Here is an 18,398-nt window from a genome sequence, read left to right on the forward strand (position 1 = left end):
CGACGCGGGACGGTCTATTCCCGCACAAGCATGATCAGCCCGGCGGGTCCGCGTCCGGGAAGAAGCGGAACCGCACGCGGACCGAGTCGTCGTACGGCACGACGAGAGTCGAAGCATCCGGCGACCATTGATCCGGCACCAGGAACAGGCGTCCTCCGCCCTGCACGAGGAGCCGCAGCCCGTGATACCGGTAGCGGTACATCTGCCCCTCCTCATGCGGCTCGAGCTCCTGGAAGAGGATCGCGTCGTTCCCCGGGAACATCCGCTCCTGCGTGTCGAGCACGACGGCCGGCAGCGACGCGAGGTCGGCGGCGAGCGCCCGCGCCTGCCCACGCCCCCACCACTCCGCGAGGGTCGCCGTCGCCCAGAATGCGCCCGCGACCATCGCCACGACGAGCAGCACGACGACGCTCCGCCCCTCCGATCCACCGCGCAGTGCGCGCGCGGTCGACGCGGCATAGGCGGCGAGGCCCGCACCGACGGCGAGCAGGAGGGGCGTGACGAGCGGCGCGAGTTCCCACCCCCCGAACACCCCCCACAGCAACGCGAGCACCAGGCCGGCGAGGATCAGGCCGATGCCCGTCCAGGCGATCACCGCCACGACGCGCGTGCGGACCGTGGCATCCGCATTCTTCAGCCGTTTGCGCAGCAGGCGGTGCCCCACCACCAGACCCGCCGCGAGGATCAGCGCGATCACGAGCGGCACGAAGAGTGCACCGGGGCTCCGCATGACGAACGCCTGGTTGCTCAACCCGAGCACGTCGACGTCGACCCCGAAGTATGCGAAGAACGTGCGCGACGACACGTACCCGAAGTAGAAGAGCAGGGCGGTGATGAGCGTCACCGGTGCGACGAACGAAGACAGGAAGCCCATCCACTTCTCGAACGCGAGGTTCGGCGGACCCGGGATCACATCGGCGGGTGCGGGTGCCGGGTCGGCCTCGGGCTGTGCCGCGTCGGGGGTCGCGGTCGTCGCGCGGACGGGTCCGTGACCGATCGGCTCCGCGGATGCCTCGGAGTCGCGCTCGGGTCGAGAGGTGGTCGTCACGGCGCCTCGCTCTCCGGTGACTCGGGCTCATCGGTCGGGGTCTGCGGATCTTCGGTCGGCGGATCATCGGGGTCCTCCGGAGGATCCGGATCCCGCACGAAGATCTCTGGACCCGCCTCGGCGGGACGTGCGATCGCGGCCTCGCAGAATCGCGGCTCGGTGCAGACGAGGGTGCCCCTGAAGGTGACTCCCGCCTCGATCGAGAACGACGGGGTCGCGAGCACGAGCAGGTCGCACACCGTGAACGGCGTCTCGGGCGTCATCGTGAAGCCGATGCAGGACCCGACGATGTCAGGCGAATCGCTGCAGCGCTCGGTCGAGGCCGTGACGGCGCCGGCGGGGTGCGAGTCGATCCCGTCGATCGTGAACGTGACGTTCTCGGGCGGCGCGTCTCCGCCCCAGAAGAACCCGACCTTCGCGCACCACCGGCCGTCGCCGATGGACTCTACGCCCTGATCGCCGTACGGTGGACCGCCGTACTCCGCGGCCGGGCCGCTGCGTCGGGTCTGCTGCGAGGGGTCCACCGGACCGTCGCCGCCATTGTCGGGTGTCGGAGTCGGCGACGGCTCCTGCGTGGCGGTCGGCGTGGGCGTCGGTGTGTCGTCGGCCTCGTTCGCGACGGGCGCGCACGAGGCGAGAGCCAGCACACCACCCAGGACGAGAGCGGCCACCATCCCGGCGCGCCGCGCGGAGTGTCGCGCACCGTCCATGAGACACCTCCTGACCACGGCTTCTCCGCCGTGCCCCACAGGAGAGGAGCATCCACCCGCCCGCAGGATACGCCCGCAGAGGGCGCGGCATAAGTAGCGTCAGAGCGCGGGCGGCGCGGGCTGGTCCACGGCCCCGCCGAAACGGCGATCGCGGTCGAGGTAGATCTGGATCGCGTGCCACAGATCCGTGCGGCTGAAGTCGGGCCAGAGCGTGTCGAGGAACACGAACTCGGCGTACGCGGACTGCCACAACAGGAAGTTCGACGTGCGCTGCTCGCCCGACGAGCGGATGAAAAGGTCGACGTCGGGCATGTCGGACTGGTACAGGTGGCGGCGCACCGTCTTCTCGGTGATCGCGGATGCCTTGAGCCGACCCGCCGCGACGTCGGCGGCGATCTCGCGCATCGCGTCGACGAGCTCGACGCGCCCGCCGTAGTTGATGCACATCGTCAGCGTGAGCACGTCGTTGTCCGCTGTGAGTCTCTCGGCGGACTGGAGCTCCTTGATGACCGACCCCCACAGCCGGGGCCTGCGCCCCGACCACCGCACACGCACGCCCCACTCGTTGAGCTGGTCGCGTCGGCGGTGCAGCACATCTCGGTTGTAGCCCATGAGGAACCGCACCTCGTCGGGCGAGCGCGCCCAGTTCTCGGTCGAGAACGCGTACACGGACAGGTGCTTCACGCCCGCCTGGATGGCGCCCGCGACGACGTCGAGCAGCACCTCCTCGCCGGCTTTGTGCCCCTCGATGCGCGGCAGCCCGCGGCGGTTCGCCCAGCGCCCGTTGCCGTCCATGACGATCGCGACGTGGTTCGGCACGCTCCCCGAAGGGAAGGCAGGGGGGTTGACGCCCGTCCAGTCGAGCGGGCGATACGGAACGGCGTCGCGATGGGTGTAGGGCTTGGGCGTCACCGAGGCGCCTCCACATGCGACAGAGAACGGATGCCGCGCTCCAGGTGCCACTGGGCGTAGGCGGCGATGAGGCCGGATGCCGCGGCCGCCGCCGCGGGAGGGGCGGCGTCGACCTCGTCCCACTCCCCCGCCATGAGCGAGCGGAGCAGGCGCGCCGAGTCGCCGTCGAGCCGTGCCGCGCCCGTCGGAGCGCAGTCTCGGCAGACCATCCCGCCGAGCTGGGCGACGAACGCGTCGTGCGGTCCGCTCGCGCCGCATCGGGCGCATTCGGCGAGCGACGGAGCCCACCCCGACAGCGCCATCGCGCGCAGCAGGTAGGAGTCGAGGATGCTGCGCGAGGCGTGCTCCCCGCGCGCGAGCGCGCGCAGCCCGCCCACGAGCAGCAGGTATTGGTTCGGAGTGGCCTCGGCCTCGTTGAGGCGGTCGGCCGCCTCGACCATCGCGTTCGCGGCGGTGTAGCGGTCGTAGTGGACCGCGATGTCGGCGCCGTACGCGCCGAGGGATTCCGCCTGCTGCACGATGTCGAGCGAGCGACCCTGGTAGAGCTGGACGTCGGCGACCATGAACGGCTCGAGCCGGGCGCCGAAGCGCGACGACGTGCGCCGCACGCCTTTCGCGACGGCGCGCAGCTTGCCGTGGCGACGGCTGAGCAGCGTCACGATGCGGTCGGCTTCACCCAGCTTGTGGGTGCGCAGGACCACGACCTCGTCGCGGTAGGTGGGCACCCGTCCATTATCCGTCCGGGCACCGACGATCCGGCGCAGGCGGGCGGGCATTCGCACATGCCCTGACCTCCCCCCACAATGGGTTCGTGGACGAACCCGTCTTGGTGATCCCGCTGTGGGCGGACCTGGTCGCCGTCGGCCTCGGCGGCATCCAGGGCGCGCTCTTCGCATCGGGTTTCCGTGGTCAGCGACGGCTCGATCTGCTCGGCGTCGCGATCATCGGGATCGTGATGGGCATGGGCGGCGGGCTCATCCGCGACCTGCTGCTCAACGTCACACCGGTGACGCTGCAGAGCAACTGGTACCTCCTCACCGCCGTGTGCGCCTCGCTCGTGGGGATGCTGCTCGCGGGGCTCTTCCAGCGCCTCAACGCCGTCATCGTCGGCCTCGACGCGATCGTCATCGGACTGTTCGGCGCCTTCGGCACGAGCAAGGCGCTCGCGCTCGGGCTGCCGCCCGTGCCCGCGGTGTTCGTCGGCGTGTGCTCCGCGGTCGGAGGCGGCATCCTGCGCGACATGATCATGGGACTGCCCGTCGCGATCATGCACGTCGGCTCGCTCTACGCCGTGGCCGCAGGGGCCGGATGCGCCGTGCTCGCGATCTCCCATTCGGCCGGCGTCGCACTCTTGCCGGCGTCGATCGCCTGCATCATCGTCACGGCCGTGATCCGCGTGCTCGCGGTCATCTTCGACATCTCGCTGCCTGAACAGCGCGCGCTGCACCGGCGTCGCGTCGCCGTCGAGACGAGCGCGATCCCGATCGTCAAGCCCGGGCCCGACGCCGACTGACGACGGGCCCGACGCCGACGAACCGGGTCAGACGGCCGCGAGCTCGCCCGCGCGTTCCCGCTCGCGTGTGCGGATCGCGCGGTTGACGCCCGACACGATGGCCTTGAGCGACGCAGTCGAGATGTCGCTGTCGATGCCGACGCCCCACAGACGCTCGCCGTCCACCTGGAGCTCGACGTAGGCCGCCGCCTGCGCGTCGCCGCCCGAGCTGAGCGCGTGCTCGACGTAGTCGTAGAGCGTCACGTCGAACCCGTGCGCGCGCACGATCTCGAGGAATGCCGCCACCGGACCGTTGCCGTGGCCGGTTGCCTCGACGCGATCGTCGCCGTCGCGCAGCGTGACCTCGAGCACGACGTCGCCCGACAGGTCGCTCTGCGTGCGCGTCGCGAGCAGCTCGAACCGGCCCCAGCGCTCTTCGGCGTCGGCGGCGGGCAGGTACTCGTCGGTGAAGATGCGCCAGATCTCGTCGCTCGTGACCTCGCCGCCCTCGGCATCCGTCTTCGCCTGCACGACGCCCGAGAACTCGATCTGCAGCCTGCGCGGCAGGTCGAGCGCGTGGTCGCTCTTCAGCAGATAGGCGACGCCGCCCTTGCCGGACTGCGAGTTGACGCGGATGACGGCCTCGTACGAGCGGCCCAGGTCTTTCGGGTCGATCGGCAGGTACGGGACGGCCCACTCCAGCTCGTCGACCGAGACGCCCTCGGCGGCCGCGCGGGCCTCCATCGCCTCGAAGCCCTTCTTGATGGCGTCCTGGTGCGAGCCGCTGAAGGCCGTGAAGACGAGGTCGCCGGCCCACGGGCTGCGCTCGTGCACGGGCAGCTGGTTGCAGTACTCGACCGTGCGCTTGATCTGGTCGATGTCGCTGAAGTCGATCTGCGGGTCGATGCCCTGCGTCAGCATGTTGATGCCCAGCGCCACCAGGTCGACGTTGCCCGTGCGCTCGCCGTTGCCGAAGAGGCATCCCTCGATGCGGTCGGCACCGGCCATGTAGCCCAGCTCAGCCGCAGCCACGGCGGTGCCGCGGTCATTGTGCGGATGCAGCGACAGGATGACGTTCTCGCGGTGGTTCAGGTGACGCGACATCCACTCGATCGAGTCGGCGTACACGTTCGGGGTCGCCATCTCGACGGTCGCCGGCAAGTTGATGATGACCTTGCGCTCCGGCGTCGGAACGAAGACCTCCATCACCTTGTTGCACACCTCGACGGCGAACTCGAGCTCGGTGCCGGTGTAGCTCTCGGGCGAGTACTCGTAGTAGACGGTCGTCTCGGGGACGGTGGCCTCGTACTGCTTGCACCAGCGGGCGCCGTTCATCGCGATGTCGATGATGCCCTGCTTGTCGGTGCGGAACACGACCTCGCGCTGCAGGATGCTCGTCGAGTTGTAAAGGTGGACGATCGCCTGCTTGGCGCCGCGGATCGCCTCGTACGTGCGGGCGATGAGCTCTTCGCGGGCCTGCGTCAGCACCTGGATCGTGACGTCGTCGGGGATCAGGTCCTCTTCGATCAGCTGGCGCACGAAGTCGAAGTCGGTCTGGCTCGCACTCGGGAAGCCGACCTCGATCTCCTTGTAGCCCATGCGGACGAGCAGGTCGAACATGATGCGCTTGCGCTCGGGGCTCATCGGATCGATGAGCGCCTGGTTGCCGTCTCGCAGGTCGACGGCGCACCAACGCGGCGCCTTCGCGATGCGCTTGTCGGGCCACGTGCGGTCGGGCAGGTCGACCCGGATCTGCTCGTGGAACGGCCGGTACTTGTGGACCGGCATGGACGACGGCTTCTGGTGGTTCTCCATGATGGGGGCTGCTTCCTCGTCAGATGTTGCGGGCCAACACCAAGCTCCGCGACGAGAAAGGCCCTAGAACGAAGCCTCGCCGCGGCGGCTAAGAAGAAGGAGCGAGCCTGCGCGCATGGATCGAGGGTACACCCGCCCGCGGGGGCGATGCCAAATGCGGATGCCGCTGGGCGAGGCATCCGTGTCGATTCGTGACTGAGACGATCGCCTCGCTCGCGACACGTTACGGGTATGAGTCCTCACCGACGAGTCTCCGTCCTGCGCGCCGCCGCCCTCTCGATCATCGCGGCCGGCGCCTTCACGCTCTCCGCATGCGCGACGCCCTCCGCCGACGCTCCGCCGCCCGGAGCGAGCCTCGACAACGCCTGGCCCGACCCTCCGACCGGCGAGGTCGTCGCGACGGGAACCGTGCTCGACAAGGGCGGCGACGCCGAGCTGTGCCTGGGCCCCGTCGCGGAGTCGTGGCCGCCCCAGTGCGCGGGTCTGCCGCTCGAAGGCTGGTCGTGGGGCGACGTCGAAGGCAGCGAGACGTCGGGTGACGTGACGTGGGGCGCGTACGCCGTCACCGGCACGTTCGACGGCGAGACCTTCACCGTGACGCAGCCGCCGATCATGCTCGCGCTCTACGACCCGATGCGCCCCGACGACCCGGCCGGCGGCGTCGAGGGTTCGACGGATGAGGGCCGATTGCTCGAGATCCAGGAGGAGCTGCCGGCGAAGATGGGCGACGCGTACCTCGGGTCGTACCCCGATCGCGGCTACCTGTGGGTCGACGTGCCGTGGGACGACGGCACGTGGCAGGAGGCGGTAGACGCCGAGTACGGCGAGAAGGTCGTGTTCATCCAGTCGATGATGCGCGAGGTGTCGGGCTGACGGATGCCGCCGCCGCGGGCGGCTCGCTACGAGTCGCACTCGCAGATGAGGTTGTACTCGACGACGCGATCGCCCTCTTCGGGGCGCGCCCACGCCTCGGCCTCCGCGCGGTTCGCGAACCGGCGCGGAGCCAGCCGCCCGTTCGCCATGAGGACGCCGACCTCGATCTCTTCGCGCGGGTCGGTCCACGGCAGCGGAGTCGTGACCGTCTCCATGTTCGCGAGTCTACGCCGCGCGGAGTGAGCGGGGCTCAGAACCCGAGCCGCCCGAGCTGCTTCGGGTCCCGCTGCCACTCCTTCGCGACGCGCACGTGCAGCTTGAGGAACACCTTCGTGCCGATGAGCGGCTCGATCTGCGCGCGCGCCTTCGCGCCGACGTCCCGCAAGCGACTGCCCTTGCGGCCGATGATGATCGCCTTCTGACTGTCGCGCTCGACGATGATGTTCGCGTAGATGTCGGTCATCGAGCCGGTGTCGCGTTCCTCGATGTCGTCGATCGTGACGGCGATCGAGTGCGGCAGCTCGTCTCGCACGCCCTCGAGCGCAGCTTCGCGGATGATCTCGGCGACGCGGTCCTCGAGCGACTCGTCCGTGACGACGTCCTCGGGATACAGCGCCGGCCCCTCGGGCATGAGCGTGAGGAGCTCGTCGGTGAGCACGTCGAGCTGGTCGCGGGTGAGCGCCGACAGCGGGATCACGGCGGCCCAGTCCTCGCGGAGGCTGTCGACCTCGATGAGCCTCTCCGTGATCTGCTCGCGGGTCGCGGCATCCGTCTTCGTCACGATCGCGACCTTCTTGGCCCGCGGATAGCCGGTCAGCGACTCGGCGATCCGCCGGTCTCCCGGTCCGACCTTCTCGGTAGCCGGCACGCAGAAGCCGATGACGTCGACGTCGCCGAGCACCTGCTCGACGAGGTCGTTGAGGCGCTGGCCAAGGAGCGTGCGAGGCTTGTGCAGACCTGGGGTGTCGACGACGACGAGCTGGCCGCTCGGGCGGTTGAGGATGCCGCGGATCGCGCGGCGCGTCGTCTGCGGCTTGTCGCTCGTGATCGCGACCTTCTCGCCGACGAGTGCGTTCATGAGCGTCGACTTGCCCACGTTGGGGCGTCCGACGAATGTGACGAAGCCCGACCGCGTGTGTGGCGACGACCCTTCCACCACCTCAGACCCTTCGACGAGCTCAGACCCTTCGACGAGCTCAGGGACCGCTGAGGGCTCACGCGCCTCGGGGATCCGCGCGGACTCGGGGTTCTCAGACATCCCGTTCCCCTCTCCTCACGATGCGCACCTCGCCGGTACGCGGGCGCACGGTGCGGATCTCGCCCGTGCGCGGCGATCGTCCGTTGAGCGGGTCATCGGCCGCCTCGAGGGCGGCCCCCCGCTCGACGAAGACAGTGCTGATGCCGCGGCCGCGTCCTCGTGAGGCGCCGCCGGTCATGATGAGCCCCGCGTACTCGGCGGTCGCGCCGGGCTGCGGAATGCGGCCGAGCGCTTTGCCGAGAAGACCGCCGATCGAGTCGACGTCCTCGTCCTCCAGCTCGATGCCGAACAGGTCGCCGACCTCGTCGAGCCCGAGGCGCGCGCTCACGCGGTAGCGGCCGGGCTCTACCTCGGTCACCTCGTCGGCGCGCGGGTCGTACTCGTCGGCGATCTCGCCCACGAGCTCCTCGATGAGGTCCTCGAGCGTCACGAGGCCCGATACGCCCCCGTACTCGTCCACCACGAGGCACACGTGCACGGCGTCGCGCTTCATCTGCTGCAGCAGCGTCTCGGCGCGCATCGACTCGGGCACGAACACCGCCGGACGGCTGATGGGGGTGATCGGCGCGTCGCGCCAGCCGTTCTCGTCACGGAAGCCGAACTGCACGAGGTCCTTGAGGTACAGCACCCCGACGACGTCGTCCGCCTCGTCGTCGACGATGGGGACGCGCGAGACCCCCTTGTCGAGGAAGATCCGCATCGCCTCCCGCGTCGACGCGTGCGCGTCGACCGTGACCATGTCGGTGCGCGGCACCATGACGGCGCGCACGTACGTGTCGGTGAAGTCGAACACGGAGTGGATGAGCTCGCGGTCGTCCTGCTCGATGAGCTCGTTCTCGGCGGCCTCGTCGATGATCGAGAGCAACTGCTCCTCCGACGCGAACGACGAACCGCGCGACCCGCCCGGCGTGATGCGCGTGCTCAGCGCGACGAGGCCGTGCGCGAGCGGCCCGAGGATGATGCGCACACCCCGCACGACCGGCGCCGCGCTGAGCAGCAGGCGGCGCGCATGCTGGCGCCCGAGATTTCGAGGACCCGTGCCGACGACCACGTACGACAGGCCGGTCATGAGCAGCGCCGCCGCGAGCATCGCCCACCAGATGTTCTCGAACAGCAGCGTGAACGCGACGGTGATGAGCACCGCCGCCGTCGTCTCTGCGAAGACGCGGATGAACACGACCGCGTTCTCGTGCGCTTCGGGATCGTCGGCGATGCGACGCAGCGAGGTCGCGTTGTGTCCGTTCGCCGCCAGCTCCGCGAGGTCGGCCCTCGACGTGACGCTGAGCGCCGCGTCGATCGCCACCATGAACGCGCCGAAGGCGATGAGCAGCAGTGCCGCGACGAGCAGGAGGGCTTCGGTCATGCGCGGCCGCGCCGACGTTCCGAGCTCTGGAACGCGGTGATGAGGCTCTTCTGCAGCCCGAACATCTCGCGCTCCTCCTCGGGCTCGGCGTGATCGAATCCGAGCAGGTGCAGCAGCCCGTGCGTCGTGAGCAGCACGAGCTCGTCCATCGTGGAGTGCTTCGCGGCGACCGCCTGCGTCTCGGCGACCTGCGGGCACAGCACGATGTCGCCGAGCAGCCCCGGGGGCGTCGGCATATCCTCCGTACCCGGCCGCAGCTCGTCCATCGGGAAGCTCAGCACGTCGGTCGGGCCGGGCTCGTCCATCCACTGCACGTGCAGCGCCTCCATCGCACCCTCGTCGACGAGAAGGATCGCGACGTCGGCATCCGGGCTCACATGAAGCTCTGCGAGGTTGTGCTCCATGAGCCGCAGCAGGACCGTCTCATCGACCTCGACGCCCGACTCGTTCGTGATCTCGATCGTCATGAGCGGCCTCGCTTCGGAAGGTGGTCACGCGGTCCGCCGGGGCGGGCGGAAGCGCGTCGCTCGGCCCGATTGGCGAACTCGGATGCCTCGTCCCGCTCGCGCCTCGCCGCGAGACGTCGCTCGTCGTACTCGCTGTACGCGTCGACGATGCGGCCGACGAGCGTGTGACGCACGACGTCGTCGCTCGTGAGGAACGCGAAGTGGATGTCGTCGATCTCCTTCAGCACGCGCGTGACGAGCCGCAGGCCGGATGCCCCCTGCGGGAGGTCGATCTGCGTGATGTCGCCCGTGACGACCATCTTCGTGCCGAAGCCGAGGCGCGTGAGGAACATCTTCATCTGCTCGGGCGTCGTGTTCTGCGCCTCGTCGAGCACGACGAACGAGTCGTTGAGCGTGCGCCCGCGCATGTACGCGAGGGGCGCGACCTCGATCGTGCCGGTCGCCATGAGCTTCGGCACGAGCTCGGGGTCCATCATCTCGTTGAGCGCGTCGTAGAGCGGCCGGAGGTAGGGGTCGATCTTGTCGGTGAGCGTGCCCGGGAGGAATCCGAGCCGCTCCCCCGCCTCGACGGCCGGACGGGTCAGGATGATGCGGTTGACCTCTTTGCGCTGCAGCGCCTGCACGGCCTTCGCCATCGCCAGGTAGGTCTTGCCCGTGCCGGCGGGGCCGATGCCGAACACGATCGTGTTCTCCTCGATCGCGTCGACGTACGCCTTCTGCCCGAGCGTCTTGGGCCGGATGACCTTGCCGCGCGTCGACAGGATCGCCTCGCCGAGCACTTCGGACGGGCGCGGGCCGCCCTCGGACTGGAGAATCCGGTTCGACGACGTGACGTCGGCAGGGTCGAGCCCCTGCCCCGCCTTCGTCATCGCGAGCAGCTCATCGACGAGGGCGCGGGCCGCGGCGACCGCCGACGCGTCGCCCGTGAGAGTGATCTCGTTGCCGCGGACGTGGACGTCGACGTCGGGGTGCTCGCGCTCGACGACGCGCAACAGGCGATCCTGAGGTCCGAGGAGCTGCACCATGGCGACTCCGTCGGCGTAGACCCGCTCGACGGCGGGTTCGTTGTCGGTCAAAGACTTCTCTCTTCCAGTCCTCCGGCGAGGACATGGGCGTGGACGTGGAACACGGTCTGGCCGGCGCCGGCACCGCGGTTGAAGACGAGCCGGAAGTCGCCGTCGGCGTGCTCGGCCGCGAGGGTGTTGGCGAGCCCGATCATCTCGGTGAGCAGGTCGGGATCACCCGCGGCGAGCTCGACGACGTCGCGATACTCCTGCGTCTTGGGGATCACGAGCAGGTGCACGGGCGCCTGCGGGTTGATGTCTCGGATCGCGAACACGTTCTCGGTCTGCGCGATGATCTCGGACGGGATCTCTCCGTTGTAGATGCGCGTGAAGATCGAGGGTTCGCTCATCCTTCAAGTCTAGCGAGGACCCTTCGACAGGCTCAGGGACCGATGCGGTCCCCTGCGGGTCGGTGAGCCCGTCGAACCGTCGCCCACCCCACCCGGTCGGTGAGCCCGTCGAACCGTCACCCACCCCCACCCGGCCGGTGAGCCCGTCGAACCGTCGCCCGCCCCACCCGGTCGGTGAGCCCGTCGAACCGTCGCCCACCCCTACCAGCGACCGAGCGCAGCGTTCACGATCGCGAGCGCCGCCGGCCCCGCCGTCGACGTGCGCAGCACGGTCTCGCCCAAGCGGACGAGGTGGGCCCCCGCATCCGCGAACGCCTGCAGCTCCTCCGGTGCGACGCCGCCCTCGGGGCCGACGACCAGCACGATGTCGCGCGGGTCGGTCGCATCGAGCGCGACGGCGGTGAGCCGCTCCTCCCCCGTCGGCTCGAGGACGAACACGGATGCCGCGCCCTGGCCGACCCGCTGCACGAGCTGCTTCGTGGTCGAGAGCTCGCCGACCTCGGGGACCCACGCGCGGTGCGCCTGTTTCGCCGCCTCACGCACGATCGCCGCCCAGCGCGCGCGACCCTTCGCGGCCTTGGCGGTGTCCCAGCGCGACACGCTGCGGGCCGCCTGCCACGGCACGATCTCGTCGACGCCGAGCTCCGTCGCCGCCTGAACGGCGAGCTCGTCGCGGTCGCCCTTGGCGAGGGCTTGCACGAGCACAAGGCGCGGCGCAGGCGGCGGAACATCCGTCCGCTCGTCGATCCGCACGACGACCTCGCGGGGCGCCACGGCCTCGCACGTACCGGTGAGCCACGCTCCGTGGCCGTCGCCGACGGTGACCTCCTCGCCGACCCGCACACGGCGCACGGCCGCTGCGTGGTGCGCCTCGGCTCCCGTGAGCACGACAGTCTCGCCCGGGCGGGCGAGCACGTGCTCGTCGAGGAGGAAGTGCAGCGGCATCCGGGTCAGCCGTTCCGGAAGCGGTCGCGCAGCTTCGCGAACAGGCCCTGCTGGAAGTGCGCGAGGCGCGGGGCCGGGGGCTTCGTCTTCTTCGCGAACTCCTCGATGAGGGCGCGCGACCGGCCGTCGACGCGCGTGGGCGTCACGACGTGCACGCCGATGCGGAGGTCGCCCCGCTGCGTGCCGCGCAGCGGCGTGATGCCGCGGCCGCGGACCGTGATGACGTCGCCGGACTGGACGCCCGGGCGCAGCTCGAGGTCGACCGGGCCGTCGAGCGACTCGATCGTCGTCGTCGTGCCGAGGATCGCGTCGGGCATCGACACCTCGAGGGTCGCGAGCAGGTCGTCGCCGTCGCGGCTGAACACCTCGTCGGGCGCGACCGTGACCTCGATGTACAGGTCGCCGTTGGGTCCGCCGCCGGGGCCGACCTCGCCCGAGCCGGGAAGCTGCAGACGCAGCCCCGTCTCGACGCCGGCCGGGATGTCGATCGACACCGTGCGGCGGGCGCGCACGCGGCCCTGGCCCTGGCACGTCACGCACGGGTACGGGATGGTCGTGCCGTAACCCTGGCACACGGTGCACGGCTGGCTCGTGACGACGTTGCCGAGCAGGCTCCGCACCTGACGCTGCACGTAGCCCGCGCCGTGGCAGATGTCGCACGTGACCGGACCCGTGCCCGGCTGGCAGCACGATCCCTGACACGTCTCGCACAGCACGGCCGTGTCGACCTCGATGTCGCGGTGCACGCCGGACACGACGTCCTTGAGCTCGAGCGTGATGCGCACGAGGGCGTCCTGACCGCGCTCGCGCCGCGACCGCGGCCGCGCCGCGCGCGTGCCGCCCGCCGCCCCGAAGAAGGTCTCGAAGATGTCGCTGAATCCGCCGAACCCGTTCGCGCCGCCGAACGGCGAGTCGTCGCCGCCCATGTCGTAGCGGCGCCGCTGCTCGGGGTCGCTCAGCACGTCGTACGCGTGCGTGACGAGCTTGAACCGCTCGGCCGCGTCATCGCCCGGGTTCACATCGGGGTGCAGCTCGCGCGCGAGCCTGCGGTACGCCTTCTTGATCTCTTCCTGGCTGGCGTCGCGTGAGACGCCGAGGACCTCGTAGTGGTCAGCCAACATTCGCCTTCCCGCCCGCGTTCCGCGGGATCGATCGTCACGGATGCCTCGTCAGCGGGAGTTCTCTTCGTGGAGCATCCGGGTGAGGTAGCGCGCGACGGCTCGCACCGCCGCGAGGTTCGTGGGGTAGTCCATGCGCGTGGGACCCATGACGCCGACGCGCGCGAGCGAGCCCGTCGCATCGTAATCGCTGGCCACGACAGACGCCTCGGCCAGCCCGAAGGGCTCGTTCTCGCGACCGATGCTGGCGGAGAGTCCCTGGTCGTCGGCGTGCATCTCGCTCACGAGGCGCAAGAGCGTCACCTGCTCCTCGATCGCCTCGAGCAGCGGATAGATGCTGCCGCGGAAGTCTGCCTCGCGCCGCGCGAGGTTCGCCGCACCCGCGAGCACGAGGCGGTCCTGGCGGAACTCCTCGAGCTCTTCGGCCACGGCCCGCAGAAGGTCGAGCGCGGCCTCGTCGAGCGGGGTCGTCTGCGCCGATGCCGGCGCGGCGGATGCTTCGGCCAGCCGCTCCTCGACGAGCTGCGCGCCGTCGCGGACCGCCCGGCCGACGATGACGGCCGACACGGCCGTGCGGAGGCGCTGCACCTCTTCTTCGCCGAACTCGCCGCGCACGGTCGCGAGGCGCTGCGAGACGCGACCGGTGTCGGTCACGATGATCACGAGCATGCGCCCGCCGCCGAGCTGCACGAGCTCGACGTGCGACACGCTCGCACGCGCGAAGGACGGGTACTGCACGATCGCGACCTGGCCGGTGAGTCGGGTGAGGGCGCGCACGGTGCGCACGAGCAGGTCGTCGAGGTCGCCGGCGCCGTCGAGGAACGAGGTGATCGCCGCGCGCTGCGCGGACGTCAGCGGGCGAAGCTCGGCGAGGTGGTCGACGAACACGCGGTAGCCCTTGTCTGTGGGCACGCGACCCGAGGAGGTGTGCGGGGCGACGATCAGCTCTTCGTCTTCGAGCTGCGCCATGTCGTTGCGGATGGTCGCCGCGGATACGCCGAAGGCGTGCCGCTCGACGATGGACTTGCTGCCGACCGGCTCGTTCGTGTCGACGTAGTCCTGCACGATCGCCCGCAGGACCTCGAGGCCGCGTTCGCTGACCATTCACCCTCCCGCCTGGCACTCTACTGTCGTGAGTGCCAATTCTAGCGGACGACCTGGGGCGATGACCGAGAAACGCGGCCTCACAGACCCGGCGTCAGCGCCCGCACGACGGCGTCCGCGAGCAGGCGCCCACGCAGCGTCAGCACGATCCGCCCGTGGAGGGCCTCGGCCCCGTCGACGAGCCCGTCCGCGATGAGGCGGGCCACCGCGTGACGGCCCTCTCCCAACAGCTCCGACACGGGGTACCCCTCGCGGATCCGCGTGCCCAGCAGCACTCCCTCGAGGGCGCGGGCCGCGGCATCCGTCCTCTCCCTACCCGCCGCCGGCGTCTGCCCAGACGCGAGTCGCTGCGCGTAGGCGGCGGGGTGCTTCACGTTCCAGAACCGCACGCCCGCGATGTGGCTGTGCGCGCCCGGGCCGAAGCCCCACCAGTCGTGGCCGCGCCAGTACGCGAGGTTGTGCCGCGAGCGGTGCTCGGGGCCCCGCGCCCAGTTCGACACCTCGTACCACTCGAACCCGGCCGCGCCGAGCAGCTCGTCAGCGAGCTCGTACATGTCGGCCTGCAGGTCGTCGTCGGGTGCCGGCACCTCGCCGCGACGGATCCGGCGTTCGAGCTTCGTGCCCTCCTCGATGATGAGCGCGTACGCAGAGATGTGGTCGGGCTCGAGCGACAGCGCCGTCTCGAGCGAGAGGCGCCAGTCGGAGAGCGACTCCCCCGGTGCGCCGTAGATGAGGTCGACGCTCACGTCGAGGCCCGCGCGGCGCGCGGCTTCGACGGCCGTGCGCACGTTCGCCGGCTCGTGCGTGCGGTCGAGCGCAGCCAGCACATGCGGGACGGCCGACTGCATGCCGATCGACAGCCGGGTGACGCCGGATGCCGCGAGCTCGGCGGCTGCGGCATCCGTCACGGTGTCGGGGTTGGCCTCGACGGTGACCTCGGCACCCCCCTCGATCCCGAAGGCGTCTCGCACGCCGGCGAGCATGCGCGCTAGGTCGCCCGGCGGGAGGAGCGTCGGCGTGCCGCCGCCGAAGAACACCGTGGACGCGGACCGCAGCGGACCCTTCGCCTCGAGCACACGGCGAGCGAGCGCGACCTCACCCAGCAGCGTGTCGGCGTACTCGTCCTGCCGTGCGCCGCGCAGCTCGCTCGAGGTGTACGTGTTGAAGTCGCAGTAACCGCATCGCACGCGGCAGAACGGCACGTGCAGGTACACGCTGAACGGCGTGGCGGGATCGGTCGATGTCTCGTCGGGGAGCGCTCCGTCTGCGGGGACCGGCTCGCCGAGCGGCAGCGCAGCGCCCATCAGGCCGACGTCGCGTACAGCGGCGAGATCGCGCGAAGGTACCGCGTGAACAGCTCGCGCCGCCGACGACGCACGAGCCGCGGGAACATGCGGTAGAACAGGCCGACCGGGCGGTCGAACGCCCGCACCGTGAACCACACCTCGTCGTTGTCGTGCCAGTCGAGCATGAACGACTCCTCGCCGCTGACGACCGAGTCGCCGACCGTGCCCAGTGCGAACCCGACGCGACGCGGCTCTTCGACGGCGAAGATCACGCGCAGCTCACCGCCCGCGCGCATGCCGCGCACGCGCCCCTCGAGCTGGATCGTCATGCCGCCGCTCACGAACGGCGTGCCGTCGGAGTCGAAGCGCTGCTCGACCTCCATGCGGCTCGGCGCGATCGGATTGCCCTCGCTGTCGAAGCTGACGCCCGAGTACATGGGGCTGGATGCCGGACGGACGTCTGCGAGCGTCAGACCCGCTCCGCGCTGTGCCGTCCACGACATGAGCGCCTCGCTCGCGGTGTGGAAGCGGGACTCGCCGCTGCCGATGCGCCACGAGGACTCCGCCGGGATGCTGCGCTCCGGCGGGTACTGCATCAGATCCGGCGCCTGCGTCGCCCCGACGGCGGCGTAGTCGACGGTCTCGTCTTTGAACGTGCCCCGGCGCATGGATTCCAGCCTACTTCGCCTACTTCGGGCCCTTGCCCTCGACGTCGCCGGAGAGGGCGGCGATGAACGCCTCCTGCGGCACCTCGACGCGGCCGACCATCTTCATGCGCTTCTTGCCTTCCTTCTGCTTCTCGAGCAGCTTGCGCTTGCGGGTGATGTCGCCGCCGTAGCACTTGGCGAGAACGTCCTTGCGCATCGCGCGGATGTTCTCGCGGGCGATGATGCGCGCCCCGATCGCAGCCTGGATGGGCACCTCGAATTGCTGGCGCGGGATGAGCTTGCGCAGGCGCTCGGTCATCATCGTGCCGTAGGCGTACGCCTTGTCGCGGTGCACGATCGAGCTGAACGCGTCGACCTTGTCGCCCTGCAGGAGGATGTCGACCTTCACGAGGTCGGCCTCCTGCGAGCCGTTGGGCTCGTAGTCGAGGCTCGCGTAGCCCTGGGTGCGGCTCTTGAGCTGGTCGAAGAAGTCGAACACGATCTCGCCGAGGGGCATGTTGTAGCGAAGCTCGACGCGGTCCTCGCTCAGGTAGTCCATGCCGAGGAGGGAGCCACGGCGTGACTGGCACAGCTCCATGACCGTGCCGACGTAGTCCTTCGGGGTGAGGATCGCCGCCTTGACCATGGGCTCCGACACCGACGCCACCTTGCCGTCGGGGTACTCGCTCGGGTTCGTGACCGTGACGTGCTCGCCCGTGTCGGTCGTGACCTCGTACACGACGCTGGGCGCGGTCGTGATGAGGTCGAGGTCGAACTCGCGTGCGAGGCGCTCGGTGACGATCTCGAGGTGCAGCAGCCCGAGGAAGCCGCAGCGGAAGCCGAAGCCGAGCGCGACCGACGTCTCGGGCTCGTACTGGAGTGCGGCATCCGACAGCTTGAGCTTGTCGAGCGCTTCGCGGAGCTCCGCGTAGTCGCTGCCGTCGATCGGGTAGATGCCCGAGAACACCATGGGCTTCGGATCGGTGTAGCCCGGGAGCGGCTCGGCGGCGGGCTTGCGCTGGTTGGTGATCGTGTCGCCGACCTTCGACTGGCGCACGTCCTTCACGCCCGTGATGAGGTAGCCGACCTCGCCGACGCCGAGGCCCTTCGTGGGCATCGGCTCGGGGCTCGAGACGCCGATCTCGAGCAGTTCGTGCGTCGCCTTCGTCGACATCATCTGGATGCGCTCGCGCGGCTCGAGCTTGCCGTCGACCATGCGGACGTAGGTGACGACGCCGCGGTACGCGTCGTAGACGCTGTCGAAGATCATGGCGCGGGCCGGGGCATCCGCCTCGCCCTTCGGCGCCGGGATGTCGCGCACGATGCGGTCGAGCAGCTCCTCGACCCCCTGCCCGGTCTTGCCCGACACCCGCAGCACGTCGTCGGGGTCGCCGCCGATGAGGTTGGCGAGCTCGAGGGCGAACTTCTCCGGGTCGGCAGCCGGGAGGTCGATCTTGTTGAGCACCGGGATGATGTGCAGGTCGTTCTCGAGCGCGAGATACAGGTTCGCGAGCGTCTGCGCCTCGATGCCCTGCGCCGCGTCGACGAGCAGGATCGCGCCCTCGCACGCCGCGAGCGAGCGGCTCACCTCGTACGTGAAGTCGACGTGCCCGGGGGTGTCGATCATGTTGAGGGCGTACACCTGGTCGGGCCCCTGTGCTTCGGCGGACTCAGCAACCGGGCGATGGGCCCACGGCATCCGCACCGCCTGCGACTTGATCGTGATGCCGCGCTCGCGCTCGATGTCCATGCGGTCGAGGTACTGCGCGCGCATGTCGCGCTCGGCGACGACTCCGGTGATCTGCAGCATCCGGTCGGCCAGCGTCGACTTGCCGTGGTCGATGTGGGCGATGATGCAGAAGTTGCGGATCAGCTCAGGAGGGGTCGCGGACGGCTCGAGAGGCTTCAGGGCGCGCGGTGACATGTCCCGTCGATTCTACGTGGGC

19 protein-coding genes are annotated in these 18,398 nt (G+C 70.0%); 2 read left to right on the forward strand and 17 right to left on the reverse strand.

Annotation, left to right across the window (positions count from 1 at the left end; translation table 11 throughout):
- Nucleotides 1–34: 34 nt before the first annotated feature.
- From VFF97_RS06605 to recO, 4 genes are all read right to left on the reverse strand, one after another.
- Nucleotides 35–1,048, reverse strand: coding sequence for a hypothetical protein (locus tag VFF97_RS06605; RefSeq protein ID WP_325032694.1), 1,014 nt, complete (start codon nt 1,046–1,048; stop codon nt 35–37).
- Entirely contained in the window at nt 1,045–1,758 is a 714-nt protein-coding gene (locus tag VFF97_RS06610; protein ID WP_325032695.1) for a hypothetical protein, read from the reverse strand. Before VFF97_RS06610 ends, VFF97_RS06605 begins: the two co-directional genes overlap by 4 nt.
- Before the next feature lie 99 nt (nt 1,759–1,857).
- Nucleotides 1,858–2,670, reverse strand: a complete 813-nt coding sequence (locus VFF97_RS06615) for an isoprenyl transferase (protein WP_325032696.1) — start codon at nt 2,668–2,670, stop codon at nt 1,858–1,860.
- Nucleotides 2,667–3,395: a DNA repair protein RecO gene (gene recO, locus VFF97_RS06620; RefSeq protein ID WP_325032697.1), complete on the reverse strand. Its 729-nt coding sequence runs from the start codon at nt 3,393–3,395 to the stop codon at nt 2,667–2,669. The genes VFF97_RS06615 and recO overlap by 4 nt, the downstream gene beginning before the upstream one ends.
- Nucleotides 3,396–3,481: 86 nt before the next feature.
- Here recO and VFF97_RS06625 point away from each other — a divergent pair, with 86 nt between their 5' ends.
- On the forward strand, nt 3,482–4,183 hold the full coding sequence (locus VFF97_RS06625; RefSeq protein WP_325032698.1) for a trimeric intracellular cation channel family protein: 702 nt from the start codon (nt 3,482–3,484) through the stop codon (nt 4,181–4,183).
- A gap of 27 nt (nt 4,184–4,210) precedes the next feature.
- Here VFF97_RS06625 and leuA read toward each other — a convergent pair whose 3' ends face one another.
- Nucleotides 4,211–5,977, reverse strand: coding sequence for a 2-isopropylmalate synthase (gene leuA, locus VFF97_RS06630; RefSeq protein ID WP_325032699.1), 1,767 nt, complete (start codon nt 5,975–5,977; stop codon nt 4,211–4,213).
- 231 nt (nt 5,978–6,208) lie between these two features.
- On the opposite strand from leuA, the gene VFF97_RS06635 reads away from it, so the two are divergent.
- Entirely contained in the window at nt 6,209–6,850 is a 642-nt protein-coding gene (locus VFF97_RS06635) for a hypothetical protein (RefSeq protein ID WP_325032700.1), read from the forward strand.
- A 26-nt stretch (nt 6,851–6,876) separates the two neighbouring features.
- Here VFF97_RS06635 and VFF97_RS06640 read toward each other — a convergent pair whose 3' ends face one another.
- From VFF97_RS06640 to lepA, 12 genes are all read right to left on the reverse strand, one after another.
- Entirely contained in the window at nt 6,877–7,065 is a 189-nt protein-coding gene (locus VFF97_RS06640; RefSeq protein WP_325032701.1) for a hypothetical protein, read from the reverse strand.
- Nucleotides 7,066–7,100: 35 nt separating this feature from the next.
- The gene (era, locus tag VFF97_RS06645; RefSeq protein ID WP_325032702.1) at nt 7,101–8,108 is read right to left on the reverse strand and encodes a GTPase Era; all 1,008 of its coding nucleotides are present in this window, start codon (nt 8,106–8,108) and stop codon (nt 7,101–7,103) included.
- Nucleotides 8,101–9,471, reverse strand: a complete 1,371-nt coding sequence (locus VFF97_RS06650; protein WP_325032703.1) for a hemolysin family protein — start codon at nt 9,469–9,471, stop codon at nt 8,101–8,103. Before VFF97_RS06650 ends, era begins: the two co-directional genes overlap by 8 nt.
- Complete coding sequence (ybeY, locus tag VFF97_RS06655) at nt 9,468–9,938, reverse strand: rRNA maturation RNase YbeY (protein ID WP_325032704.1); 471 nt, start codon at nt 9,936–9,938, stop codon at nt 9,468–9,470. Before ybeY ends, VFF97_RS06650 begins: the two co-directional genes overlap by 4 nt.
- A complete protein-coding gene (locus VFF97_RS06660) occupies nt 9,935–10,963 on the reverse strand; it encodes a PhoH family protein (RefSeq protein ID WP_325032712.1) in 1,029 nt (342 codons plus the stop codon). Before VFF97_RS06660 ends, ybeY begins: the two co-directional genes overlap by 4 nt.
- Nucleotides 10,964–11,010: 47 nt before the next feature.
- Entirely contained in the window at nt 11,011–11,352 is a 342-nt protein-coding gene (locus VFF97_RS06665) for an HIT domain-containing protein (protein WP_325032705.1), read from the reverse strand.
- Between the two features lie 201 nt (nt 11,353–11,553).
- Nucleotides 11,554–12,297 carry a 16S rRNA (uracil(1498)-N(3))-methyltransferase gene (locus tag VFF97_RS06670; protein WP_325032706.1) on the reverse strand — a complete coding sequence of 248 codons (744 nt, stop codon included), beginning with the start codon at nt 12,295–12,297 and terminating at the stop codon, nt 11,554–11,556.
- A 5-nt stretch (nt 12,298–12,302) separates the two neighbouring features.
- Nucleotides 12,303–13,415, reverse strand: a complete 1,113-nt coding sequence (gene dnaJ / locus VFF97_RS06675) for a molecular chaperone DnaJ (protein ID WP_325032707.1) — start codon at nt 13,413–13,415, stop codon at nt 12,303–12,305.
- Between the two features lie 51 nt (nt 13,416–13,466).
- Complete coding sequence (gene hrcA, locus VFF97_RS06680; RefSeq protein WP_325032708.1) at nt 13,467–14,519, reverse strand: heat-inducible transcriptional repressor HrcA; 1,053 nt, start codon at nt 14,517–14,519, stop codon at nt 13,467–13,469.
- 80 nt (nt 14,520–14,599) lie between these two features.
- A complete protein-coding gene (gene hemW, locus VFF97_RS06685) occupies nt 14,600–15,823 on the reverse strand; it encodes a radical SAM family heme chaperone HemW (protein ID WP_325032709.1) in 1,224 nt (407 codons plus the stop codon).
- Nucleotides 15,823–16,473, reverse strand: coding sequence for a DUF1990 family protein (locus VFF97_RS06690; RefSeq protein ID WP_325032710.1), 651 nt, complete (start codon nt 16,471–16,473; stop codon nt 15,823–15,825). Before VFF97_RS06690 ends, hemW begins: the two co-directional genes overlap by 1 nt.
- 19 nt (nt 16,474–16,492) lie before the next feature.
- Complete coding sequence (gene lepA, locus VFF97_RS06695; RefSeq protein ID WP_325032711.1) at nt 16,493–18,376, reverse strand: translation elongation factor 4; 1,884 nt, start codon at nt 18,374–18,376, stop codon at nt 16,493–16,495.
- Nucleotides 18,377–18,398 lie beyond the last annotated feature (22 nt).

Source organism: Microbacterium sp. (genome assembly GCF_035687345.1).
Classification (GTDB): Bacteria; Actinomycetota; Actinomycetes; order Actinomycetales; family Microbacteriaceae; genus Microbacterium.

Coding starts and splice junctions, on each gene's coding strand:
- VFF97_RS06610 (WP_325032695.1), bottom strand. CDS start 1,758: ATGGACGGTGCGCGACACTCCGCGCGGCGCGCCGGGATGGTGGCCGCT.
- leuA (WP_325032699.1), bottom strand. CDS start 5,977: ATGGAGAACCACCAGAAGCCGTCGTCCATGCCGGTCCACAAGTACCGG.
- VFF97_RS06635 (WP_325032700.1), top strand. CDS start 6,209: ATGAGTCCTCACCGACGAGTCTCCGTCCTGCGCGCCGCCGCCCTCTCG.
- VFF97_RS06640 (WP_325032701.1), bottom strand. CDS start 7,065: ATGGAGACGGTCACGACTCCGCTGCCGTGGACCGACCCGCGCGAAGAG.
- era (WP_325032702.1), bottom strand. CDS start 8,108: ATGTCTGAGAACCCCGAGTCCGCGCGGATCCCCGAGGCGCGTGAGCCC.
- VFF97_RS06650 (WP_325032703.1), bottom strand. CDS start 9,471: ATGACCGAAGCCCTCCTGCTCGTCGCGGCACTGCTGCTCATCGCCTTC.
- ybeY (WP_325032704.1), bottom strand. CDS start 9,938: ATGACGATCGAGATCACGAACGAGTCGGGCGTCGAGGTCGATGAGACG.
- VFF97_RS06660 (WP_325032712.1), bottom strand. CDS start 10,963: ATGGTGCAGCTCCTCGGACCTCAGGATCGCCTGTTGCGCGTCGTCGAG.
- VFF97_RS06665 (WP_325032705.1), bottom strand. CDS start 11,352: ATGAGCGAACCCTCGATCTTCACGCGCATCTACAACGGAGAGATCCCG.
- VFF97_RS06670 (WP_325032706.1), bottom strand. CDS start 12,297: ATGCCGCTGCACTTCCTCCTCGACGAGCACGTGCTCGCCCGCCCGGGC.
- hrcA (WP_325032708.1), bottom strand. CDS start 14,519: ATGGTCAGCGAACGCGGCCTCGAGGTCCTGCGGGCGATCGTGCAGGAC.
- hemW (WP_325032709.1), bottom strand. CDS start 15,823: ATGGGCGCTGCGCTGCCGCTCGGCGAGCCGGTCCCCGCAGACGGAGCG.
- VFF97_RS06690 (WP_325032710.1), bottom strand. CDS start 16,473: ATGCGCCGGGGCACGTTCAAAGACGAGACCGTCGACTACGCCGCCGTC.
- lepA (WP_325032711.1), bottom strand. CDS start 18,376: ATGTCACCGCGCGCCCTGAAGCCTCTCGAGCCGTCCGCGACCCCTCCT.